15 protein-coding genes are annotated in these 18,724 nt (G+C 65.7%); 8 read left to right on the top strand and 7 right to left on the bottom strand.

Translation table 11 applies throughout. From position 1 onward, the window contains the following. Positions 1-4: 4 nt before the first annotated feature. A complete protein-coding gene (locus tag FHR96_RS13765) occupies positions 5-532 on the bottom strand; it encodes an HPP family protein (RefSeq protein ID WP_183388264.1) in 528 nt (175 codons plus the stop codon). Positions 533-652: 120 nt separating this feature from the next. On the opposite strand from FHR96_RS13765, the gene FHR96_RS13760 reads away from it, so the two are divergent. After that, the gene (locus FHR96_RS13760; RefSeq protein ID WP_183388263.1) at positions 653-1,588 is read left to right on the top strand and encodes a cation diffusion facilitator family transporter; all 936 of its coding nucleotides are present in this window, start codon (positions 653-655) and stop codon (positions 1,586-1,588) included. A 35-nt stretch (positions 1,589-1,623) separates the two neighbouring features. Here FHR96_RS13760 and mntP read toward each other — a convergent pair whose 3' ends face one another. Together mntP and FHR96_RS13750 are read right to left on the bottom strand one after the other, a co-directional pair. Next, a complete protein-coding gene (gene mntP / locus FHR96_RS13755; protein WP_183388262.1) occupies positions 1,624-2,202 on the bottom strand; it encodes a manganese efflux pump MntP in 579 nt (192 codons plus the stop codon). 321 nt (positions 2,203-2,523) lie between these two features. Further along, positions 2,524-4,164 (bottom strand): FMN-binding glutamate synthase family protein, encoded by a 1,641-nt coding sequence (locus FHR96_RS13750; protein ID WP_183388261.1) that lies wholly within the window; start codon positions 4,162-4,164, stop codon positions 2,524-2,526. 171 nt (positions 4,165-4,335) lie between these two features. Between FHR96_RS13750 and FHR96_RS13745 the strand changes: the two genes are divergently transcribed. From FHR96_RS13745 to FHR96_RS13715, 7 genes are all read left to right on the top strand, one after another. Further along, on the top strand, positions 4,336-4,935 hold the full coding sequence (locus FHR96_RS13745; RefSeq protein ID WP_183388260.1) for a CBS domain-containing protein: 600 nt from the start codon (positions 4,336-4,338) through the stop codon (positions 4,933-4,935). Between the two features lie 90 nt (positions 4,936-5,025). Continuing rightward, entirely contained in the window at positions 5,026-6,678 is a 1,653-nt protein-coding gene (locus tag FHR96_RS13740) for a GMC family oxidoreductase N-terminal domain-containing protein (RefSeq protein WP_183388259.1), read from the top strand. A 202-nt stretch (positions 6,679-6,880) separates the two neighbouring features. Then, positions 6,881-7,087 carry a cold-shock protein gene (locus FHR96_RS13735; RefSeq protein ID WP_183388258.1) on the top strand — a complete coding sequence of 69 codons (207 nt, stop codon included), beginning with the start codon at positions 6,881-6,883 and terminating at the stop codon, positions 7,085-7,087. A 232-nt stretch (positions 7,088-7,319) separates the two neighbouring features. Continuing rightward, positions 7,320-9,089, top strand: coding sequence for an SLC13 family permease (locus FHR96_RS13730; protein WP_183388257.1), 1,770 nt, complete (start codon positions 7,320-7,322; stop codon positions 9,087-9,089). A 61-nt stretch (positions 9,090-9,150) separates the two neighbouring features. Then, positions 9,151-9,819 (top strand): alpha/beta hydrolase, encoded by a 669-nt coding sequence (locus FHR96_RS13725; RefSeq protein WP_183388256.1) that lies wholly within the window; start codon positions 9,151-9,153, stop codon positions 9,817-9,819. A 619-nt stretch (positions 9,820-10,438) separates the two neighbouring features. Then, positions 10,439-11,629: an alpha-hydroxyketone-type quorum-sensing autoinducer synthase gene (gene cqsA, locus FHR96_RS13720; protein WP_183388255.1), complete on the top strand. Its 1,191-nt coding sequence runs from the start codon at positions 10,439-10,441 to the stop codon at positions 11,627-11,629. 311 nt (positions 11,630-11,940) lie between these two features. Next, positions 11,941-12,159, top strand: coding sequence for a hypothetical protein (locus FHR96_RS13715; RefSeq protein ID WP_183388254.1), 219 nt, complete (start codon positions 11,941-11,943; stop codon positions 12,157-12,159). A 100-nt stretch (positions 12,160-12,259) separates the two neighbouring features. Here FHR96_RS13715 and FHR96_RS13710 read toward each other — a convergent pair whose 3' ends face one another. From FHR96_RS13710 to FHR96_RS13695, 4 genes are all read right to left on the bottom strand, one after another. Then, a complete protein-coding gene (locus FHR96_RS13710; RefSeq protein ID WP_183388253.1) occupies positions 12,260-13,675 on the bottom strand; it encodes a PhoH family protein in 1,416 nt (471 codons plus the stop codon). Positions 13,676-14,100: 425 nt separating this feature from the next. Beyond that, complete coding sequence (gene nirD, locus FHR96_RS13705; RefSeq protein WP_183388252.1) at positions 14,101-14,526, bottom strand: nitrite reductase small subunit NirD; 426 nt, start codon at positions 14,524-14,526, stop codon at positions 14,101-14,103. 190 nt (positions 14,527-14,716) lie between these two features. Then, a complete protein-coding gene (nirB, locus tag FHR96_RS13700) occupies positions 14,717-17,239 on the bottom strand; it encodes a nitrite reductase large subunit NirB (RefSeq protein WP_183388251.1) in 2,523 nt (840 codons plus the stop codon). Further along, positions 17,236-18,573 (bottom strand): NAD(P)/FAD-dependent oxidoreductase, encoded by a 1,338-nt coding sequence (locus tag FHR96_RS13695; RefSeq protein ID WP_183388250.1) that lies wholly within the window; start codon positions 18,571-18,573, stop codon positions 17,236-17,238. Before FHR96_RS13695 ends, nirB begins: the two co-directional genes overlap by 4 nt. Between the last annotated feature and the right edge of the window lie 151 nt (positions 18,574-18,724).

Here is an 18,724-nt window from a genome sequence, read left to right as displayed (position 1 = left end):
CGGGCTACCAGTGGCGGGGGTAGCGGCGGTGGCGGGCCAGGTTGTTGACGAGGATGGCGACCAGCAGCATCACCACGCAGCCGAGCCCCACCGGCACCAGCGGGAAGGCCCAGCCCAGGGCGTGAACCTCGGGGCCTCCGATCACCGCGATCAGTGCGGCGGCCGCGCCGGGGGGATGCACGGTCTGGGTCAGCTGCATCACCAGTACTGCCAGTGATACCGCCAGGGCCACGGTCAGTGCCGTGGCACCCAGCAGCTGGAAACAGCCCACGCCGATCAGCGCCGACAGCACGCTGCCCAGCAGCACGTTGCGAGGCTGGGCGAAGGGGCTCTCGGGGGCGGCGTAGATCAGCACCGAGGTGGCGCCGAAGGAGCCGACGATCAGCAGGTGGTGGGCCAGCCACTGCTCGCCGAGCCAGGCCACGGCGCTCATGCCGATGAAGGCGCCGAGCCAGGACCAGCAGGCGTCGCGCCAGTCGATGTCGTCGCGGCGATAGCGGTTACCGCGCATCTTGTTGAAATAGGTCTTCATTGTCGCTTTCGTGCGCAAAAAGGGTGCGACATGGTGTCAGGATGCACCAAAAAGGTAAAGATGGGCATGGCATGGCAGGCTTGCGCTATGCTGGAGGCCGCAATGTAGGGAGGAGGCCGCATGGCGCACGATCACGCTCACGGACATGATCACCATCATCACGCCGGCGCCGATAGCCAGCGGCGCCTGGGTTGGGCGATCGTCCTCACCGGCGCCTTCATGGTGGCCGAGGTGGCGGGCGGCATCCTCTCCGGCTCGCTGGCGCTGCTCGCCGATGCCGGCCACATGCTGACCGACACGGCGGCGCTGGCCCTGGCCTGGTTCGCCGCCCGTCTCAGCCGGCGTCCGGCGGACCATCGACGCACCTACGGTTACGACCGGGTGCAGATCCTCGCCGCCTTCGTCAACGGCCTGACGCTGATCGCCATCGTGGTGTGGATTGTCATCGAGGCGCTGCGCCGCTTCGTCTCGCCGGTGACGGTGGCCGGGACGCCGATGCTGGCCATTGCCGTGCTGGGACTGGTGGTCAACCTGGCGGTGTTCGCCATCCTGCACCTGGGCGATCGCGACAATCTCAATATCCGCGGAGCGGCGCTGCACGTGCTCGGTGACCTGCTGGGTTCGGTGGCCGCCATCGTCGCGGCCCTGGTAATTCTGGCCAGCGGCTGGACGCCCATCGATCCGCTGCTGTCGCTGCTGGTGGCGGCGCTGATCCTGCGCAGCGCCTGGCGCCTGACTCGGGAATCCGGCCATATCCTGCTGGAGGGTGCGCCCGAGTCGCTGGATGTGGCGAGCATCGAGCGCGAGTTGCCCGAGCGGCTGGACGCCGTGCGCGATGTTCACCACGTGCACGCCTGGTCGTTGACCCCGGGGCGTCATCTGCTGTCGCTGCACGCGGCGCTGGAGGAGAACGCCGACCGGGAAGAGGCGCTGGTGGCGATCAAGGCGGTGCTGCTCGAGCGCTTCGACGTGGAACACGCCACCATTCAGCTCGAGCCCCACGACCGATGCGCCGATGACGTGGGGGAAGCGTCGTACGACGGCCATCGCCACTGAGGCCGATGATTCACGTCGGGCTCACCATGGTCTCCTTACCACAGGCCCAGGTGCTCGGTGAGGATGGCGGTACCGATGCCGATCAGCACCACGCCGCCGAGCATCTCGGCGCGCTGGCCGATCATGACCCCGAGCCGCCGGCCCAGCATCACGCCGAGCGTCGCCATCAAGGTGGTGGCCGCGCCGATCGCCAGGGACGTCAGCAGGATGTTGACCTCCATGAAGGCCAGCCCGATGCCCACGGTGAGGGCGTCGATACTGGTGATCACGGCGGTGGCGGCGATCAGCCACCAGGCGTGGCGCCCCGGCGTGGCGGCGGGCGCTTCCTCGTCTGCGTCCGGGGTCTCGAGGCCGGCGCGAATCATGCGTGCGCCGAGGGCGAACAGCAGCACGAACACGATCCAGTGGTCCCAGGCGGCGATGTAGCGGGAGGCCCCGATGCCCAAGGCCCAGCCGATCAGTGGGGTGAGGCCCTCGACGACGCCGAAGATCAGGCCGGTGCGCAGCGCCTCGCGAAAGCGGGGATGATCGACGGCGGCACCCTTGCCGATGGCGGCGGCGAAGGCGTCGGTGGACATCGAGAAGGCCAGCAGGGTGGTGGACAGCAGGGTCATGGGAGTCACGGGTCCGGCCGGGCGATTTACCACGACGATACGACACGCCCGGCCTTGGGCGCCGTACCGTCGATGGTCTCGCCGACTGGCGCGGTCGCGATACGAGAGCGTATCGAGCGACGCGCCGGCGCACCTGCCACGGCATCTGGCCGACTATGTTGACAGGCGCTCTCACACATCGGTGTGAGCCAGCTACTCCCCAGCGAGGGTAGTCCGGCCTGACGGGGCGATAGCGTGAGCCCATGACCGGAATGGGCGTAGCCTACCATCGCCGCAAGGCGGATGCATCTCGCGCGTCGCTGTGAAGCGTCCGGGCGTCGCTCACACCAGCTTGCTGTTGCGCAGCTGCTGGAGGTCGACCGGGGGCGCCCAGCTGTCGGCTGTGGCCGCGTCCCAGTAGTCCGCAAACACCGGGTGTCGGGAGGCGCCGCCTTCCAGCAGTGCGTCGGGCGCCACCAGGTCGAAGAGGGTCGAAAAGCTTCTGACCTCGTGCCGCGAGACTCGGCGGATGATGTGCTCTGGGCCCAGTTGGGACGGGTGGGTCAGGCCGGCGGCGCCCAGCATCTCGCCCAGGGCCTCGCGGGTGCTGGCCTGGAAGCGATGTACTCGCTCGGCCTTGAGCGGCACGTCGAGTCGGCTGCCGCGCAGCCGGTTCTGGGTGGCCACGCCGCTCGGGCAGCGGTCGGTATGGCAGCTGCGTGCCTGGATGCAGCCCAGCGAGAACATGAAGCCCCTTGCCGAGTTGCACCAGTCGGCGCCCAACGCCAGGGTGCGGGCGACGTCGAAGGCGCTGATCACCTTGCCGGCGGCGCCGACATGGATCCGTTCGCGCAGTCCGGCACCGACCAGGGCATTGTGCACCAGCAGCAGGGCGTCGGTGAGCGGCATGCCGAGCCGGTTGACGAACTCCAGCGGTGCGGCCCCGGTGCCGCCCTGGCCGCCGTCCACCACCACGAAGTCGGGGTGCTCGCCTTCCTCGCGCATTGCCTTGACCATCGCGAACCACTCCCAGGGATGGCCGATGGCCAGCTTGATGCCCACCGGTTTGCCACCCGAGAGCTCGCGCAGCCGGCAGATGAAGTCGATCATCTCGCGGGGGGTGGAGAAGGCGCTGTGGGATGCCGGCGACACCACGTCGCGCCCCTCGGGCACCTCGCGGGTCGCAGCGATCTCTGCGGTTACCTTGGCCCCGGGCAAGATGCCCCCATGGCCTGGCTTGGCCCCCTGGGAGAGCTTGATCTCGATCATCTTGATGGCGTCGTCGGTGGCCTGCTCGGCGAAGCGCTGGGCGTCGAAGCCGCCCTGTGCGTCGCGGCAGCCGAAGTAGCCGGAGCCGATCTCCCAGACCAGGTCTCCGCCGCGGCGATGGTAGGGCGAGATGCCGCCTTCGCCGGTGTCGTGGTAGAAGCCGCCGCGCCGGGCGCCATCGTTCAGGGCACTGATGGCATTGGCCGACAGGGCGCCGAAGCTCATCGCCGAGATGTTCAGCACGCTGACCGCGTAGGGCTTCGCTCGACCGGCGCCGACGGTGACGCGAAAATCGTCGTCGTCGATCGCTACCGGCGCCAGGGAATGGTTCATCCACTCGTAGCCGGGCGCCTGCATGTCGCGCAGCGAGCCGAAGGGCTGCTTGTCGATGGTGCCCTTGGCGCGCCGGTAGACCAGGCTGCGCTGCTCGCGAGAGAAAGGCACTTCCTCGGTGTCGCGCTGAATGAAATACTGGCGGATCTCGGGGCCGAAGGACTCCAGCAGGTAGCGCAGGTGGGCGGTCACCGGATAGTTGCGGCTGACCGTGTGCCGGCGCTGGACGAGATCATGGGTGCCCATGGCGGCCAGCGCGGCGCAGGCCAGGGTGGCGAGCCCCCAGCTCCAGCCTGGTGCCAGGGCCAGGCCGAGCAGACAGGCGGCGAGCCCGAGCAGGCTCAGGGCATAGACGAGAAAGCGGCGCGGCGGTCGAGACATGTCGCACTCCATTGCGGCGGAATGCCTGCCATTGCATGCCTCGGATGCGCGGCTGTCAATCACGATGCTGTGGCGTCGAATCTCTTAAGGTTCTCTTAAGCTGGGGAGGTCCAGTGTGGGGGTAACCCGGCGTGACTTGCCGGTGATGCCCGTCACAGGAGCCAAATCATCATGCCTACCCTGACTACTTCCCCCGCACGCCTGGATACTCTCTCGGCGCACACTCCGATCGCCAAGCCGGTTCCTCCGCGGCTCTCGCCGGACAGCCCGGCACTGACGGTACTGACGGATTTCCAGCACGTCGCCCCGCTCACCGTACCGGCCGACACCTCGATCATCGACGCGCGCAAGGTCATGGAACACGGCGGCGTACGCCTGCTGCTGGTGGTCGACCACGACGGCGCCTGCGTCGGCGTGCTCAACGCCCGCGACGTGATCGGCGGTCGCCTGACCACCCAGGCCATGCAGCGTCGCGGCATTGCCCGCGAGGACGTGACCGCGCGCATGGTGCAGACCCCTTGCGCCGAACTGCGAGCGCTGTCGATGGAACGCCTGGCGACCCTGACCATCGGCCAGCTGGTGCGCGACCTGGAGACCTTCGGCGATCAGCACCTGCTGGTCACCGAGACCGATCGTCGCCATCAGCAGCGCATTCGCGGCGTGATCTCGGCCGCCGACATCGGCCGGGCGCTGGGCAGCGACATGACGAAGCTGCCGGAGGCGCGCAGCTTCTCGGACATCTGCCGCGTGGTGCTGGGTCACGAACTGTGAGATGACGCTGTGGCCTCGACCAAGGCAGCAGTGACAGGACGTTGAGGTCGCGCGACGCTGGGCGCCGGAGTCGACAAGGAGGCTGTCCCCGTGAGCGTCGTCGCGACCTTCGACCATATCATCGTGGGCGCCGGCACCGCCGGCTGCCTGCTCGCCAATCGCCTTAGCGCCGATCCCCGGCGGCGTGTGCTGCTGATCGAGGCCGGTGGCCGCGATCGCTATCCGTGGATCCACATCCCGGTGGGCTATCTCTACTGCATCGACAACCCGCGCACGGACTGGCGGTTCCGCACCGAGCCGACGCCGGGGCTCAACGGCCGTTCGCTGCTTTATCCTCGTGGCAGGACCCTGGGCGGCTGTTCGAGCATCAACGGCATGATCTATATGCGTGGCCAGGCCCGCGACTACGATCATTGGGCCGAGATCACCGGCGATGAGGCCTGGCGCTGGGACAACTGCCTGCCCGACTTCATGCGCCACGAGGATCACTACCGGCTGGATGCCGAGGGCGACGCCGATGCGGCCCACCGCGACTTCCACGGCCACGGCGGCGAATGGCGGGTGGAGCGACAGCGCCTCAAGTGGCAGGTGCTGGACGACTTCGCCGAGGCCGCCGTCCAGGCGGGCATCCCGCGCACCGACGACTTCAACCGCGGTTGCAACGAGGGCGTCGACTATTTCGAGGTCAACCAGCGTTCGGGCTTTCGCTGGAACACCGCCAAGGCCTTCCTGCGCGGCGCCGAGAAGCGCTCCAACCTGACCCTCTGGCATTCCAGCCAGGTGCAGCGGCTGATCTTCACGGCAGGGGAGGGCGGCCGACCCCGCTGCAGCGGCGTGCGCATCATCCGGGGAGGCGAGGTCGTCGAGGTGGCGGCGAACCGGGGCGTGGTGCTGTGCGCCGGGGCCATCGGCTCGCCGCAGCTGCTGCAGCTTTCCGGTATCGGGCCGGCGGCGCGGCTCGCCGAGCATGGCATCCCACTGGTGCACGACCTGCCCGGGGTAGGGGAGAATCTCCAGGATCATCTGCAGATCCGCGCCGTCTATCGGGTCACCGGCGCTCGCACCCTCAATACCCTGGCCGGGACCTGGGCCGGCAAGACGCGCATCGGCCTGGAGTACCTGCTCAAGCGTTCGGGGCCGATGAGCATGGCGCCCTCCCAGCTCGGCGCCTTCGCCCGCAGCTCGCCGGAGCGCCCGCACCCCAACCTGGAATATCACGTCCAGCCGCTGAGCCTGGAAGCCTTCGGCCAGCCGCTGCACGACTATCCGGCGATCACCGCCAGCGTGTGCAACCTCAATCCCACCAGTCGCGGCACGGTGCGACTCGCCTCGAAGGATCCGGCCGCGGCGCCGCGCATCGCGCCCAACTATCTGGATACCGAGGACGATCGCCGAGTCGCCGCGGATTCGCTGCGCCTGACTCGGCGCATCGTCGCCCAGCCGGCCTTCGCCCGCTATGCGCCCGAGGAGGTCAAGCCGGGAGCGCAGTACGAAAGCGACGAGGAGCTGTCCCGGCTGGCCGGTGAGATCGGCACCACCATCTTTCATCCTGTGGGCACCACCGCCATGGGCCGTGACACCGACCCCATGGCAGTGGTCGATTCGCACCTGCGGGTGCGTGGCGTGGAGGGGCTGAGGGTGGTGGATGCCGGCGTGATGCCCACGATCACCAGCGGCAACACCAACTCGCCGACCCTGATGATCGCCGAGAAGGCGGCCGCCTGGCTGTGTGCAGAAACGTAACGGGGTTGTCATGCGATGCAAATAGTGTTTGACCTGTGCCCCGGCAGGGCGCATGCTGGACGCAGTTGGTTGGCAAGTCGAACATCGCAAGTGGTCATCGAAGGCTGAATAGCGTCGGTCGCCCGGTGAAAGTTTCTTGTTTACCCACTGCAACTCGGGTATTCCCCCGGCTACAAATCACGCTATTCGAGGCATTCGAAACATGGCTACCGGTACCGTCAAGTGGTTCAACGACACCAAAGGCTACGGCTTCATCTCTCCGGACGACAACGGTGACGACCTGTTCGCTCACTTCTCCGAGATCCAGGCCGATGGCTTCAAGTCCCTGCAGGACGGCCAGAAGGTTTCCTTCGACGTCACCCAGGGCAAGAAAGGCCTGCAGGCGTCCAACATCAAGGTCATCGACTAAGCGTCTGACCGCGATGAGCGCTACTCCCGGGTAGCGCAAGCCAGGGCCCGCTTCGGCGGGCCCTGTGCGTTTTGGCCTCGTCTCACACTCTGCCCTTCCCCCTTCCCCCTTCCCCCTTCCCCCTTCTCTTTTTTATCTCCTTTTCTTCTAGATCAATTTCTACAAATAACTTTCAGGCATATTCGCGTGCCGTCACAATGGGGCGATTTCTCATTTTGTACGTGGATGCCTCATGTCTGTGGATGCCTGGCTGACGATCGCCGTGGTGGTCGTCGTCTTTACCCTGATGGCGATGACGCGGATCGGAACCGACATGATCCTGCTCGGTGCCGTGATCGTGCTTCTGACCCTGGGGGTCATCGACCCGGACCAGGCTCTGGCGGGTTTTTCCAACAGCGGCCTGTTCACCGTGGCCTTCATGTACGTGCTGGTGGCCAGCATTCGCGAGACCGGCGGTATCGACCTGATCATCCGCTACGTGCTGGGACGGCCCGCCAGCGAAGCCGGGGCGCAGTGCCGGCTGCTGTTGCCGGTGGCCTCCATCAGCGGCTTTCTCAACAACACGCCCGTCGTGGCGACCTATATTCCCGCGGTGCTCGGCTGGAGCCGGCGCTTGGGGCTACCGGCCTCACGCTTCCTGATGCCGCTGAGCTTTGCCTCCATCCTCGGCGGCACCGTGTCGCTGCTCGGTACCAGTACCAACCTGGTGGTCAACGGCCTGCTGATCGAGCGCTATCCGTCGCTGGCCATGGGACTCTTCGATATCGCTTGGGTCGGGGTGCCGGTGGCGGTGGTCGGCGTCGTCTACCTGCTGGTGGCGGGTCGCCACCTGCTCGCCCAGCGCGGCAGCGCCACCCAGGTGTTCGAGAATCCTCGCGAGTTCACCATCGAGATGGAGGTCGACCCAGAGGGGCCGATGGTCGACCGGACGGTCGAGGAGGCCGGCCTGCGTCATCTCCAGGAGCTGTTCCTGGTCGAGATCGAGCGTGGCGGTAACGTGGTCAGCGTGGTGGGCCCCGGCGAGAAGCTCAAGGGCAATGATCGCCTGGTGTTCGCCGGGACCTCGGCGGGCGCGGTGGAGCTGCAGCAGATCCGCGGCCTGATGCCCTCCCACCAGGGCGAGTCGAGCCTGGAGAAGGACTTCAAGGAACGCCGCCTGGTCGAAGCGGTGGTCTCGGATCAGTGCCAGTTCATCGGCCAGCGTATCCGCGAGGGACACTTTCGTACCCTCTACGGGGCCGCGGTGCTGGCGGTGTGTCGAGGCGGCGAGCGCGTCGCCGGCAACCTTGGGCAGATTCGCCTGCAGCCGGCGGACGTGCTGTTGCTCGAGGCGCGCCCGCCGTTCATCGAGCGCCACCGTCAGTCGCGGGATTTCCTGCTGATCAGTCAGGTCAACGGCTCGGCGCGCCCCAATCACGAAAAGGCCTGGCTGGCGTGGAGCATACTGCTCGGCGTGGTGATGCTGGCCACCCTCGGCGTGATGAGCATGCTCAACGCCGCCATGCTCGGGGCGGCGGCCTCGGTGCTTACCGGCTGCTGCTCGGTGGGCGCTGCCAAGCGCGGCATGGATACCCGGGTGCTGCTGACCATCGCCGCCTCCTTCGGATTGGGAGCGGCGCTGGAGAGTTCCGGCGCCGCGGTGAGCATGGCCACTGCCGGCCTGGCCTATGTCGATGGCAGCCCCTGGCTGCTGCTGGCCGGCGTCTACGTGATGGTGGCGCTGCTGACCTCACTGGTCACCAACAATGCCGCGGCGGTGATCACCTTCCCCATCGTCACTGCTGCCGCCGAGAACCTGGGGGTCAGCATCATGCCCTACGTGGTGGCGGTGATGTTTGCCGCCTCGGCCAGCTTCCTGACGCCGATCGGCTATCAGACCAACCTGATGGTCTATGGCCCCGGGGGCTACCATCTCAAGGACTACCTGCGTGTGGGCGGGCCGCTGAATCTGCTGACCGCGGCGGTGGCGCTGGTGTTGATTCCCATGGTCTGGCCGTTCTGACACCCCTCGCCGACGTGGGCGCTTTGCGCTAGGGTGTCGCTTTTGTGCTGGAGACGAGCCCATGAGTACACCCGACGAGCTGATCATCGAGCCGCGTAGCGGTCGACCCGCCGATGCCTGCGTGTTCATCCTTCATGGCCTGGGGGCCGACGGACATGACTTCGAGCCGCTGGTACCCGCCCTGGGGCTGCCCGAGGGGCTCGACGTCCGCTTCATCCTGCCTCACGCGCCGCGCTTGCCGGTGACCATCAACGGCGGCATGGTCATGCCGGCCTGGTACGACATCAAGGAAATGAGCCTTGATCGTCGGGTCGACGAGGCGCAGCTCAAGGCCTCCGCCGAGCGTATCCAGGGCCTCGTTCGCGAGCAGATCGCGCACGGTATCCCCGCCGAGCGGATCATCGTGGCCGGCTTCTCCCAAGGCGGTGCCGTGGCATACCAGGCGGCGCTCACCTTCCCCGAGCGGCTGGGCGGGCTGCTGGCGATGTCCACTTACCTGGCCACCGTGGACAGTCTCGAGCCCGCCGAGGCCAATCGCGATCTGCCCGTCGAGATCCACCACGGCAATCTCGATCCGGTGGTGCCCGAGGCCCTGGGCCTGGCCGCTCGCGACCGTCTCGAGGCCATGGGCTATCCCGTCCACTATCGCCAGTATCCCATGGCCCATGCGGTCTGCCCGCAACAGGTCGCCGATATCGGTCGCTGGCTGGCCGAACGATTGACGCGCTGAGACGCACCAGCTCAGCAACCGCGGCCCCTTCAGCTGGCCGGGTGGTGCCCTGTGCGAGCGTGTCGAGACGGGACTCCCTGCAGCGACTGAGCGATGGTGAAGAAATCCAACGTCTCACTCATTGCAAGGGAGTCTCTGGATATCGTGCCAGCACGATAGGCGTCACCGACCCGTTGGCTCACCGCTGGCCCAATGCACTATCGGCTGGCCGGTGCCGCGTGAGCATGGGGCATGAGAGGGCGGCGTCACCCATGCCAGCAAGGAGGTGCCGCAGAGGTCTAATGACTGACTTTCTATCCAAGTAGTGTTGGTCAATGGATATCGTAATTCGCATAGAGAATGCTTGTTCTTCTTTCTATTCACCGAAACGTGACGCCATTGCATTAGTGAACTATTATGAACTCGGCCGCCTGATACATCGTGAGGGGGGCGAGGAACATTTTGCAGTGTCATCTTCCTGCTTCACCTGGATGACCGACTCCTTACGGTTTGAAGGCTGTCCTGGCGAGGTGAGTGGGAAATTTCGGTTTCAAGACGAAGACGGAAGAGGCGTCGAGGCTTTCCGGCTTTTCTCATGCGCCATTTGACACTATGGATGGGTGGTGAGGAGTCTTTTGCCATGGGAACGGATGCCAAAACGGTGCTTCCTGATATTTTTCAGGAGAGGTTGGATCGTTTCGCTCACGATCTTATAGAACAGAATGATAACGGAAAGCACCTGGTGTTGGGAAAGCGGCCCTCCCGAAATGATATCGTGCTGCAAAGCAATGATTATCTTTGCCTGGCCAATCACACCTCGATCCAGGCTCGTTTGAAAGGTGCGATTGAGAAGAGTCAGGATAGCGTGTTCATGTCCGCTGTCTTTCTGCAAGATGAGGCGTCAAAGCCTGGCCTGGAGCATCAGCTTGCCGACTATGTGGATTTCGAGTCCTGTCTCCTCTCGCAGTCGGGGTGGAATGCCAATGCCGGGCTTTTGCAAACCGTGTGCCCTCCCGGATGCAATGTCTACATAGATTTTTTTGCGCATATGTCGATGTGGGAAGGGGCGCGCTATGCCAATGCCAGTATCCATCCATTCTTGCATAACAGCTGTGATCACTTGATAAAACAGATCAAGCGCCATGGCCCTGGGTTGATCGCAGTCGACTCTATCTACAGTACTATTGGCACGGTTGCACCCCTCGTCGATCTGGTGAAAATTGCCAAGGATAATGGCTGTGCCATTCTGGTGGATGAGTCGCATTCCCTTGGCACGCATGGCGAAAAAGGGGCTGGCCTGCTCTCTGAGTTAGGGCTTTCTCGCCAGGTCGATTTCATGACAGCCAGCCTTGCCAAGACATTTGCCTATCGCGCGGGCGCGATATGGGTCAACAACAGTGCCAATCAATGCATTCCCTTTGTCGGATTTCCTGCCATATTCAGTTCTTGCATATTGCCCTATGAGATAGAGGTCATAGAGGAAACGCTCGATATCGTCAAGAAATCGGATGAAAGAAGAAGTCGGCTTTTCAATAACTCACGTATGCTGGTCGAAGGGCTGAAGGGGATAGGTGTCGAGACTCGCAGTCAGTCACAGATCGTGGCCCTGGAGACGGGGGAGAGAAGAAACACCGAAAAAGTGAGGGATCATCTGGAGGATAGCGGTGTCTTTGGGGCGGTTTTCTGTAGCCCCGCTACTGCCGAGAAAAAGAATCTCATTCGTTTTTCATTGAACAGCTCTGTCACCGATGCCCAGATTGACCATATCCTGTCGGTGTGCCAAGGCATAGCGAATGACAGCGACCTGTTTATCAAGACATCGGCAGGGTAAGTCCATTCGTTGGTTCAGGCCTGGGGATAGACATGACGCGTCCCATCGTTGCTGACGATGGCTGGCGTTCATGGCGCGGGATGGCTCCGGAGCCTTGGATGATCGGTCGATGCCCACCATGGCCGGGAATCGACATCGGTCGTCACCGCCGGCTCCTGTCATTCGCGCACACGAGCTTGCACGCCGGTGCCCACAAGGGGAGAGCCATTGCGGCGACCGACTTCCTCGTCTCCAGGACGAGACGACTGGCCTATGCGGTGTGGGCTGGGGCAGGATAGGACGGTGTGATCCATGTCGACGAGGAGGAGCCGATGACACTCTCCGAGGATTTTCGCTTGCCCGTGGCCTGCCCCAACTGCGGCAGCCACCGAATGCGAGTCTCCAGCGTGAAGAACCCCGATGACCACGTGCACTGCGCTTCCTGCCAGCGCTTCGTGTGTCTTTACCATGAGGCGCAGAAGGTGCTGCGCAAGGGGCCCGGCAGCGAAAGCGAGGCGGTGATCGAGAAGGCGGTCAACCGCGGCGGCTGACCGATTCGACGTCTGTTGCCTGCGCGACCTTGGCCGTCACGCAGACGGGCCGGCGCCCTTTCGGCGTCGGCCCGTATCGTTTCAGTAGCGGAGAGTGGGACTAGAGCAGTTCCTCGCCGGCCAGCGCCAGGCGTGAACGTTCCACGCTCTTCAGGGTGACATGCCCGGCGTGGGGCCAGTCGCGGAAGCGCTGGACCACCGCCGCCATGCCGCAGGTGTTGGCAGTGAGGTAGGGCGTGTCGATCTGTCCCACGTTCCCCAGGCAGACGATCTTGGTGTTGCGCCCGGCGCGGGTGAGCAATGACTTGAGCTGCTTGGGCGTGAAGTTCTGAGCCTCGTCGATGATCAGGAAGGTGTCGTTGAGAGTGCGGCCGCGCATGAAGCCCGGTGCGCGAATCTGTACCCGCGAGCCGAGCAACTGGCGAGTGGCTTCCTGGTTCCAGGCGGTGCTGCCGTCGTGCTCGTCGCGCAGCAGGTTGTCCATGTTGTCGTGGAAGGCGCCCATCCAGGGCGACATCTTCTCCTCCTCCGTGCCGGGCAGGTAGCCGATGTCCTCGCTCATCGAGATTGGTGCCCGGGTGAAGACGATGCGCTCGAAGCGCTTGGCGTCCAGGGTCTGCTGGAAGGCGGCGGCGAGCGTCATGAAGGTCTTGCCGGTGCCGGCGCTGCCGGCGATGGTGACCAGGTCGATGTCGTCGTCCATCAGCAGGTTCAGGGTGAAGTTCTGCCGGCTGTCATGGGCGTGTACCCCCCATACGCTGGCGCCGTGCCGATAGTTGGTGAGCAGCTCGAGATGGGCGTGTTTCGGTCCGAGCTCGCGGATTACCGCCTCGAAGCTGGCCTCGTCGTCGCTGTCGGAGACCAGCATGCCCAAGTGCCAGTCGGCGGGGATCTCGCCGGCCAGGCGATAGACCACGCGGCCGCTATCCTCGCGATCGACCTTTACCTCAGTCTTGAGGCTTTCCCACAGGCCGCTGCCGTCGTGGCCGGCCTCGGGATAGATGCGGGCGCCGCCCAGCATGGCATCGCTGTCGTCGAAGGCGCGATCGGTGAGATAGTCCTCCACCGGCACGCCCACCGCCGCGGCCTTGACCCGCAGGTTGATATCCTTGGTGACCAGGATCACCGAGGCATCGGGGCGCTCGTCGCGCAGGCGGCAGGTCTCGGTGAGCAGTCGGTTGTCGGGGCTGTCCTCCAGATGGTCCGGGGTCGAGAGGTCGTCGTAGCAGAGCAGGCGCAGCCGGCCTTCGGGGCCGGTAAGGCGCGGAATGGGAATGCCATCGCGGATCTGGCCGAGATCGACGTTGGCGGTGAGGTCCGAGAGGGTCCGGCTGACCTGCCGGGCGGTACGGGCGATCTCGCGGATGCCGTTCTTGTGCTTGTCGAGCTCCTCGAGCACGGTCATCGGGATGACCACTTCGTGCTCATCAAACTGATAGAGGGCGGCGGGGTCGTGGATCAGGACGTTGGTGTCCAGCACGTAAAGCCGGGTGGCTTTCTTGTCGATGCGTACCATCGGCGCAGCTCTCCTGATAGTCACCGGATCGACGTCAAAAAACGATGACGCCTCGATGTCGACACTGTCAGCGCGGGGTGTCAGTTCCGTGACAGGCGCGACGTGCAGGGCTGTGGGATAGTGTCGTGCTCACCTCCGTTTTCATGGGACCGTCACAAAGGGATTACGCTCCAAGCATGGCCTAATCCCGCTGCTTTGCACAATCGTTCGACTCAACGCTGGAAGTGTACGAGTGCTGTACGAAACGTCGGCGAGCGGCGCCCAGGGCTAGGCCCGTCCCCTACGGGCCAGCGCATTTGCCGCATCCGTGTGGCTCGCTAGATGAAAGCGATCGAAGAACGGGCCGGGCTCGCGCGCGAGCCGATTTCAACGCCGCATCATCGAGCGCAGACGGTCTTCGTACAGCGCCTACGGCCGGTGGCCGTTTACGCCAGGATCTCCACCTTGTCGCCGTCGAGGCGCAGCGGCCAGGTCCTGAGACGGACCGTTTCATCCTCCAGGCACTGGCCATCGGTGAGGCGGAAGTGCTGCTTGTAGAGCGGCGAGGCCACCACCGGCTCGCCCTGGACGTCGCCGACGATGCCGCGGGCGATGACGTTGGCCCCGGAGAAGGGATCGTGGTGGTCCACGGCGTAGAGCTCGGGCGAATGGCCGGGCTGCGGCGTGTTCGAGCCGGGTACTGTCTTTTCCGGCGTGTTCGGGCCGGGTAAATAGAACAGCGCGACCTGGGCCGGACCGTCGGCGGTCTCGATCCAGGCGGCGACGCCGGAGTGGGGGACCAGGTCGGCCTTGGTGCACAGGGTCTGCCAGGTCTGGGTCATGGTCGGTGCTTCTGCGGTTGCGGTGGACATTAGGGATTCCTCGTAACTCACTGCCGGAAGTCAGGGAAATGAGCGCCGGGGACAAGCCTAAGCGAGGGGTTTTTGGCCATGGATGGCCAAAGTAGCGCCCATGGATGGGTTCATAGCGCCCTCGCGGTGGTCCGGCACTCCGGGGCTTGTCGCCGGGCAAGCTCATCCCGGTGATTGCACGATTGATGCCTTACGCGGGTCGGAGCTGGCCGCGCTCCTCGGTCACGATGATGTCCGGGTCGGGACGCGCGTCGTTGACGAAGCTGCGGAAGCGCTTGAGCTTCTCCGGATCGTTGATGGCGCCGGCCCACTCGCACTCGTAGTTGTCGATCACGGTCTGCATCTGTGCCTCGAGCTCGTCGCCGATTCCCAGGCTGTCCTCGAGCACCACGGCCTTGAGGTAGTCGAGGCCGCCTTCCAGGTTCTCGCGCCACACCGAGGTGCGCTGCAGGCGGTCGGCGGTACGCACGTAGAACATCAGGAAGCGGTCGATGGCCTGGATCAGCGCCGCGTCGTCGAGGTCGGTGGCCAGCAGTTCGGCGTGGCGCGGGCGCATGCCGCCGTTGCCGCACACGTAGAGGTTCCAGCCGTGCTCGGTGGCGATCACGCCGACGTCCTTGCTCTGTGCCTCGGCGCACTCACGGGTGCAGCCGGAGACCGCGAACTTGAGCTTGTGCGGCGAGCGCAGGCCCTTGTAGCGGTGCTCGAGCTGGATCGCCATGCCCACGCTGTCGGCCACCCCGTAGCGGCACCAGGTGCTGCCCACGCAGGACTTCACGGTGCGCACCGACTTGCCGTAGGCGTGGCCGGTCTCGAAGCCGGCCTCGATCAGCTCGCCCCAGATGTCGGGCAGGTCCTCGAGGCGGGCGCCGAACAGGTCGATGCGCTGGCCGCCGGTGACCTTGGTGTAGAGCGCGTACTTCTGCGCGACCTGGCCGAGCACCACCAGCTTGTCGGGGGTGATCTCACCGCCGGGGACCCGCGGCACCACCGAGTAGGTGCCATTCTTCTGCATGTTGGCCATGAAGGTGTCGTTGGTGTCCTGCAGCGGGATGTGCGCGGCGTCGGTGATCGGCTCGTTGAAGCAGGAGGCCAGGATCGAGGCCACCGCCGGCTTGCAGATGTCGCAGCCCAGGCCTGGCGATTGCGGAGAGCCATGGCCGTGCTTGTCGATCAGCTCGCCGAAGGTCTTGATGCCCTCGACGCGGACGATGTCGTAGAGCTCCTGGCGAGTGTGGGCGAAGTGCTCGCAGATCGACTGGTCGACCTCCACGCCGCGGGCCTCGAGCTCGTGGTCGACCACGCTCTTGAGCAGCGCCGCGCAGCCGCCGCAGCCGGTGCTGGCGCGGGTGGAGGCCTTGACCGCGCCAAGATCGGTGGCGCCGGCGTCGATGGTCGCGCAGATCGCCCCCTTGGTGACGTTGTGGCACGAGCAGATGGTCGCGCCGTCGGGCAGGGCGTCGGCGCCCAGGGTCGGTGCACCCTCGGTGGAGGGCAGGATCAGCGCCGCCGGGTCCTCGGGCAGTTCCATGGCGTTGGCGTAGTACTGCATCAGGGTGTCGTAGTAGGCGTTGTCGCCCACCAGCATGGCGCCGAGCAGCTTCTTGCCGTCGCTGGAAACCACCAGCTTGCGGTATTCCTGCTTGATCTCGTCGAGATAGCGGAAGGTCCGCGCGCCGGGGGTCTGGTTGCCGTGGGCGTCGCCGATGGCGCCCACGTCGACGCCGAGCAGCTTGAGCTTGGTGCTCATGTCGGCGCCCTCGAAGGTCAGCTTTCCGCCCAGCAGGGTATCGGCGGCGGCCTTGGCCATCTGGTAGCCAGGGGCCACCAGGCCGAAGATGCTGTTGTTCCATAGCGCCACCTCGCCGATGGCCAGGATCGCCGGGTCGCTGGTCAGGCAGCGGTCGTCGATCACCACGCCGCCGCGCTCGCCCATTTCCAGCGAGCAGTCGCGGGCCAGCTCGTCGCGAGGCCGGATGCCCGCGGAGAACACGATCAGGTCGGTCTCCAGCACCTTGTCGTCCTGGAACACCATGCGATGGAAGCTGGCCTGACCGTCTTCGATGTGCTGGGTGGCGCGGTCGGTGAGCACTTGCACGCCCAGGGATTCGATCTTCTCGCGCAGCAGCTCGCCGCCTTCGGCATCGACCTGCATGGGCATCAGTCGGGGAGCGAATTCGACCACGGCGGTGTCGAGGTCGAGCCCGCGCAGGGCATTGGCTGCCTCGAGGCCCAGCAGGCCGCCGCCGACCACCACGCCGGTGGTGGCGTTCTCGGCCGCGGCGCGGATGGCGTCCAGGTCGTCCAGGGTACGGTAGACCAGGCAGTTGTCGCGCTCGTGGCCGGGGATCGGCGGCACGAAGGGATAGGAGCCGGTGGCCAGCACCAGCCGCGCATAGGGATAGCGGCCCTGGTCGGTGACTACCTCGCCGACATCGCGGTCGATGGCGGTGACCGACTCCGAGAGGCGCAGCTCGACGCCGCCGTCGGCATAGACGTCGGCGTCGCACATGGCCAGCGACTCGGCGTCACGGCCGGCGAAGTATTCGGAGAGGTGGACGCGGTCGTAGGCGCGATGGCGTTCCTCGCCGAACACCGTGATGCGGTACTGCTCGGTGGCGCCGCGTTCGATGAGCTGTTCGACCAGATGATGGCCGACCATGCCGTTGCCGATGATGATCAGCTGGGGTTTCGCTTGACTTGGCGTGTTCATGCGGCTTCCTCCTGCGGGGAGCTGTCCTGGTGATGAGGCGTCTTGGATGTCGTGTCGTCGAGCAGGGCCTTGGCATCGGCCTGGCCGAACAGCAGCGCCTGGCGACAGGCGGAGAGGTCGCGGCCGGCCAGCGACTGCTCGAAGTACCAGGGGCCGGCGGCGGTGTCGCCGTAGAGCACGGCGCCCTCGAGGCGACCGTTGCGCAGCAGCAGCCGGCGGTAGTCGCCGTGTTCGGGATCGTGATAGGTCAGCACTTCATGACCGTCCTCGGCCTCGATGGCGCCGAAGGCGTACAGCGACACGCCGCTGACCTTGAGCTTGGTGGCGCATGGCTTCTCGACGTAGCGGGCCTGTGCGTCGTCGCCGGCGTTCTCGCCGGCCAGTCGGGCGGCGAGCACCTCGACCTGGCGCCAGATCGGCTCGACCAGCCCGTAGGTCTGGCCCGCGAACTCGCAGCATTCGCCCAGCGCGTGGATCGCCGGGTCTGAGCTGGTAAGCAGGGCGTCGACCACCACCGCGCGGTTGACGTCGAGGCCGGCGGTTCGGGCAAGCGCTACGTTGGGCGCGATGCCGATGGCCACCACCACGCACTCGGCGGGCAGCCGGCGGCCGTCGGCCAGCAGGGCGGCGGTGACATGACCTCGGCCGTTGTCTTCCAGATGGTCGAGCTGGGCGCCGGTGACGATCTCCAGGCCGCGGCCGGCGAGTTCGCGCTCGAGCAGGTCGGCAGCGGTGACGTCGAGCTGGCGGTTCATCAGCCGGTCGTCGCGCTGGATGATACTCACCGTCATGCCGCGCTTGCGCAGGCCTTCGGCGGCCTCCAGGCCCAGCAGGCCGCCGCCGATGACCACGGCGCGGCCGCCGTTCTCGGCGCGGCGGGTCAGCGCGGCGGCGTCGTCGAGGTCGCGAAAGGCATGCACGCCGTCGAGCTCGAGCCCGGGAATCGGCGGCATGGCGGGGCGCGATCCGGTAGCCAGCACCAGGCGGTCGTAGTCGATCTCGCGACCGCTCGTGGTGGTCAGGCGCCGCGCCACGCGATCGATGGTCTCGACCCGCTCGCCGAGCACCAGCTCGACGCCGTGTTCGACGTACCAGTCCGCATCACGAAGGGTCAGGTCCTCGCGTTCCATCTCGCCGGCCAACAGCGGCGAGAGCAGGATGCGGTTGTAGGCGGGGCAGGGTTCTTCGCCGATCAGGGTGATGCGACGCGGGGCGCCGTTCCGGCGGACCAGGCTTTCGACCAGCCGCTGGCCGGCCATGCCGTTGCCGACGATCACCAGGTGATCGATGGGGCCTGACGTTGCCTGAGGGCTTGAGGAGCCATCGGGGCACATGGGATGTCCTCCTGAAACGCAGAAGACGCCTCGACGCTCCCCGGCAGTGGGGAGCGTGGAGACGTCTTCGTCTGGCATTCGATGTGCGATCGCCGTTGACCGCCGGGGGCACTGGCCCTCCGTTCGATCAGTACCAATCAATTATCGGGCC

Origin of the sequence: Halomonas organivorans, from assembly GCF_014192055.1 — a bacterium.
Classification (GTDB): domain Bacteria; phylum Pseudomonadota; class Gammaproteobacteria; order Pseudomonadales; family Halomonadaceae; genus Halomonas; species Halomonas organivorans.
The sequence above is the reverse complement of the archived record's forward strand: the minus strand, read 5'-3'. Positions and strand labels throughout refer to the sequence as shown.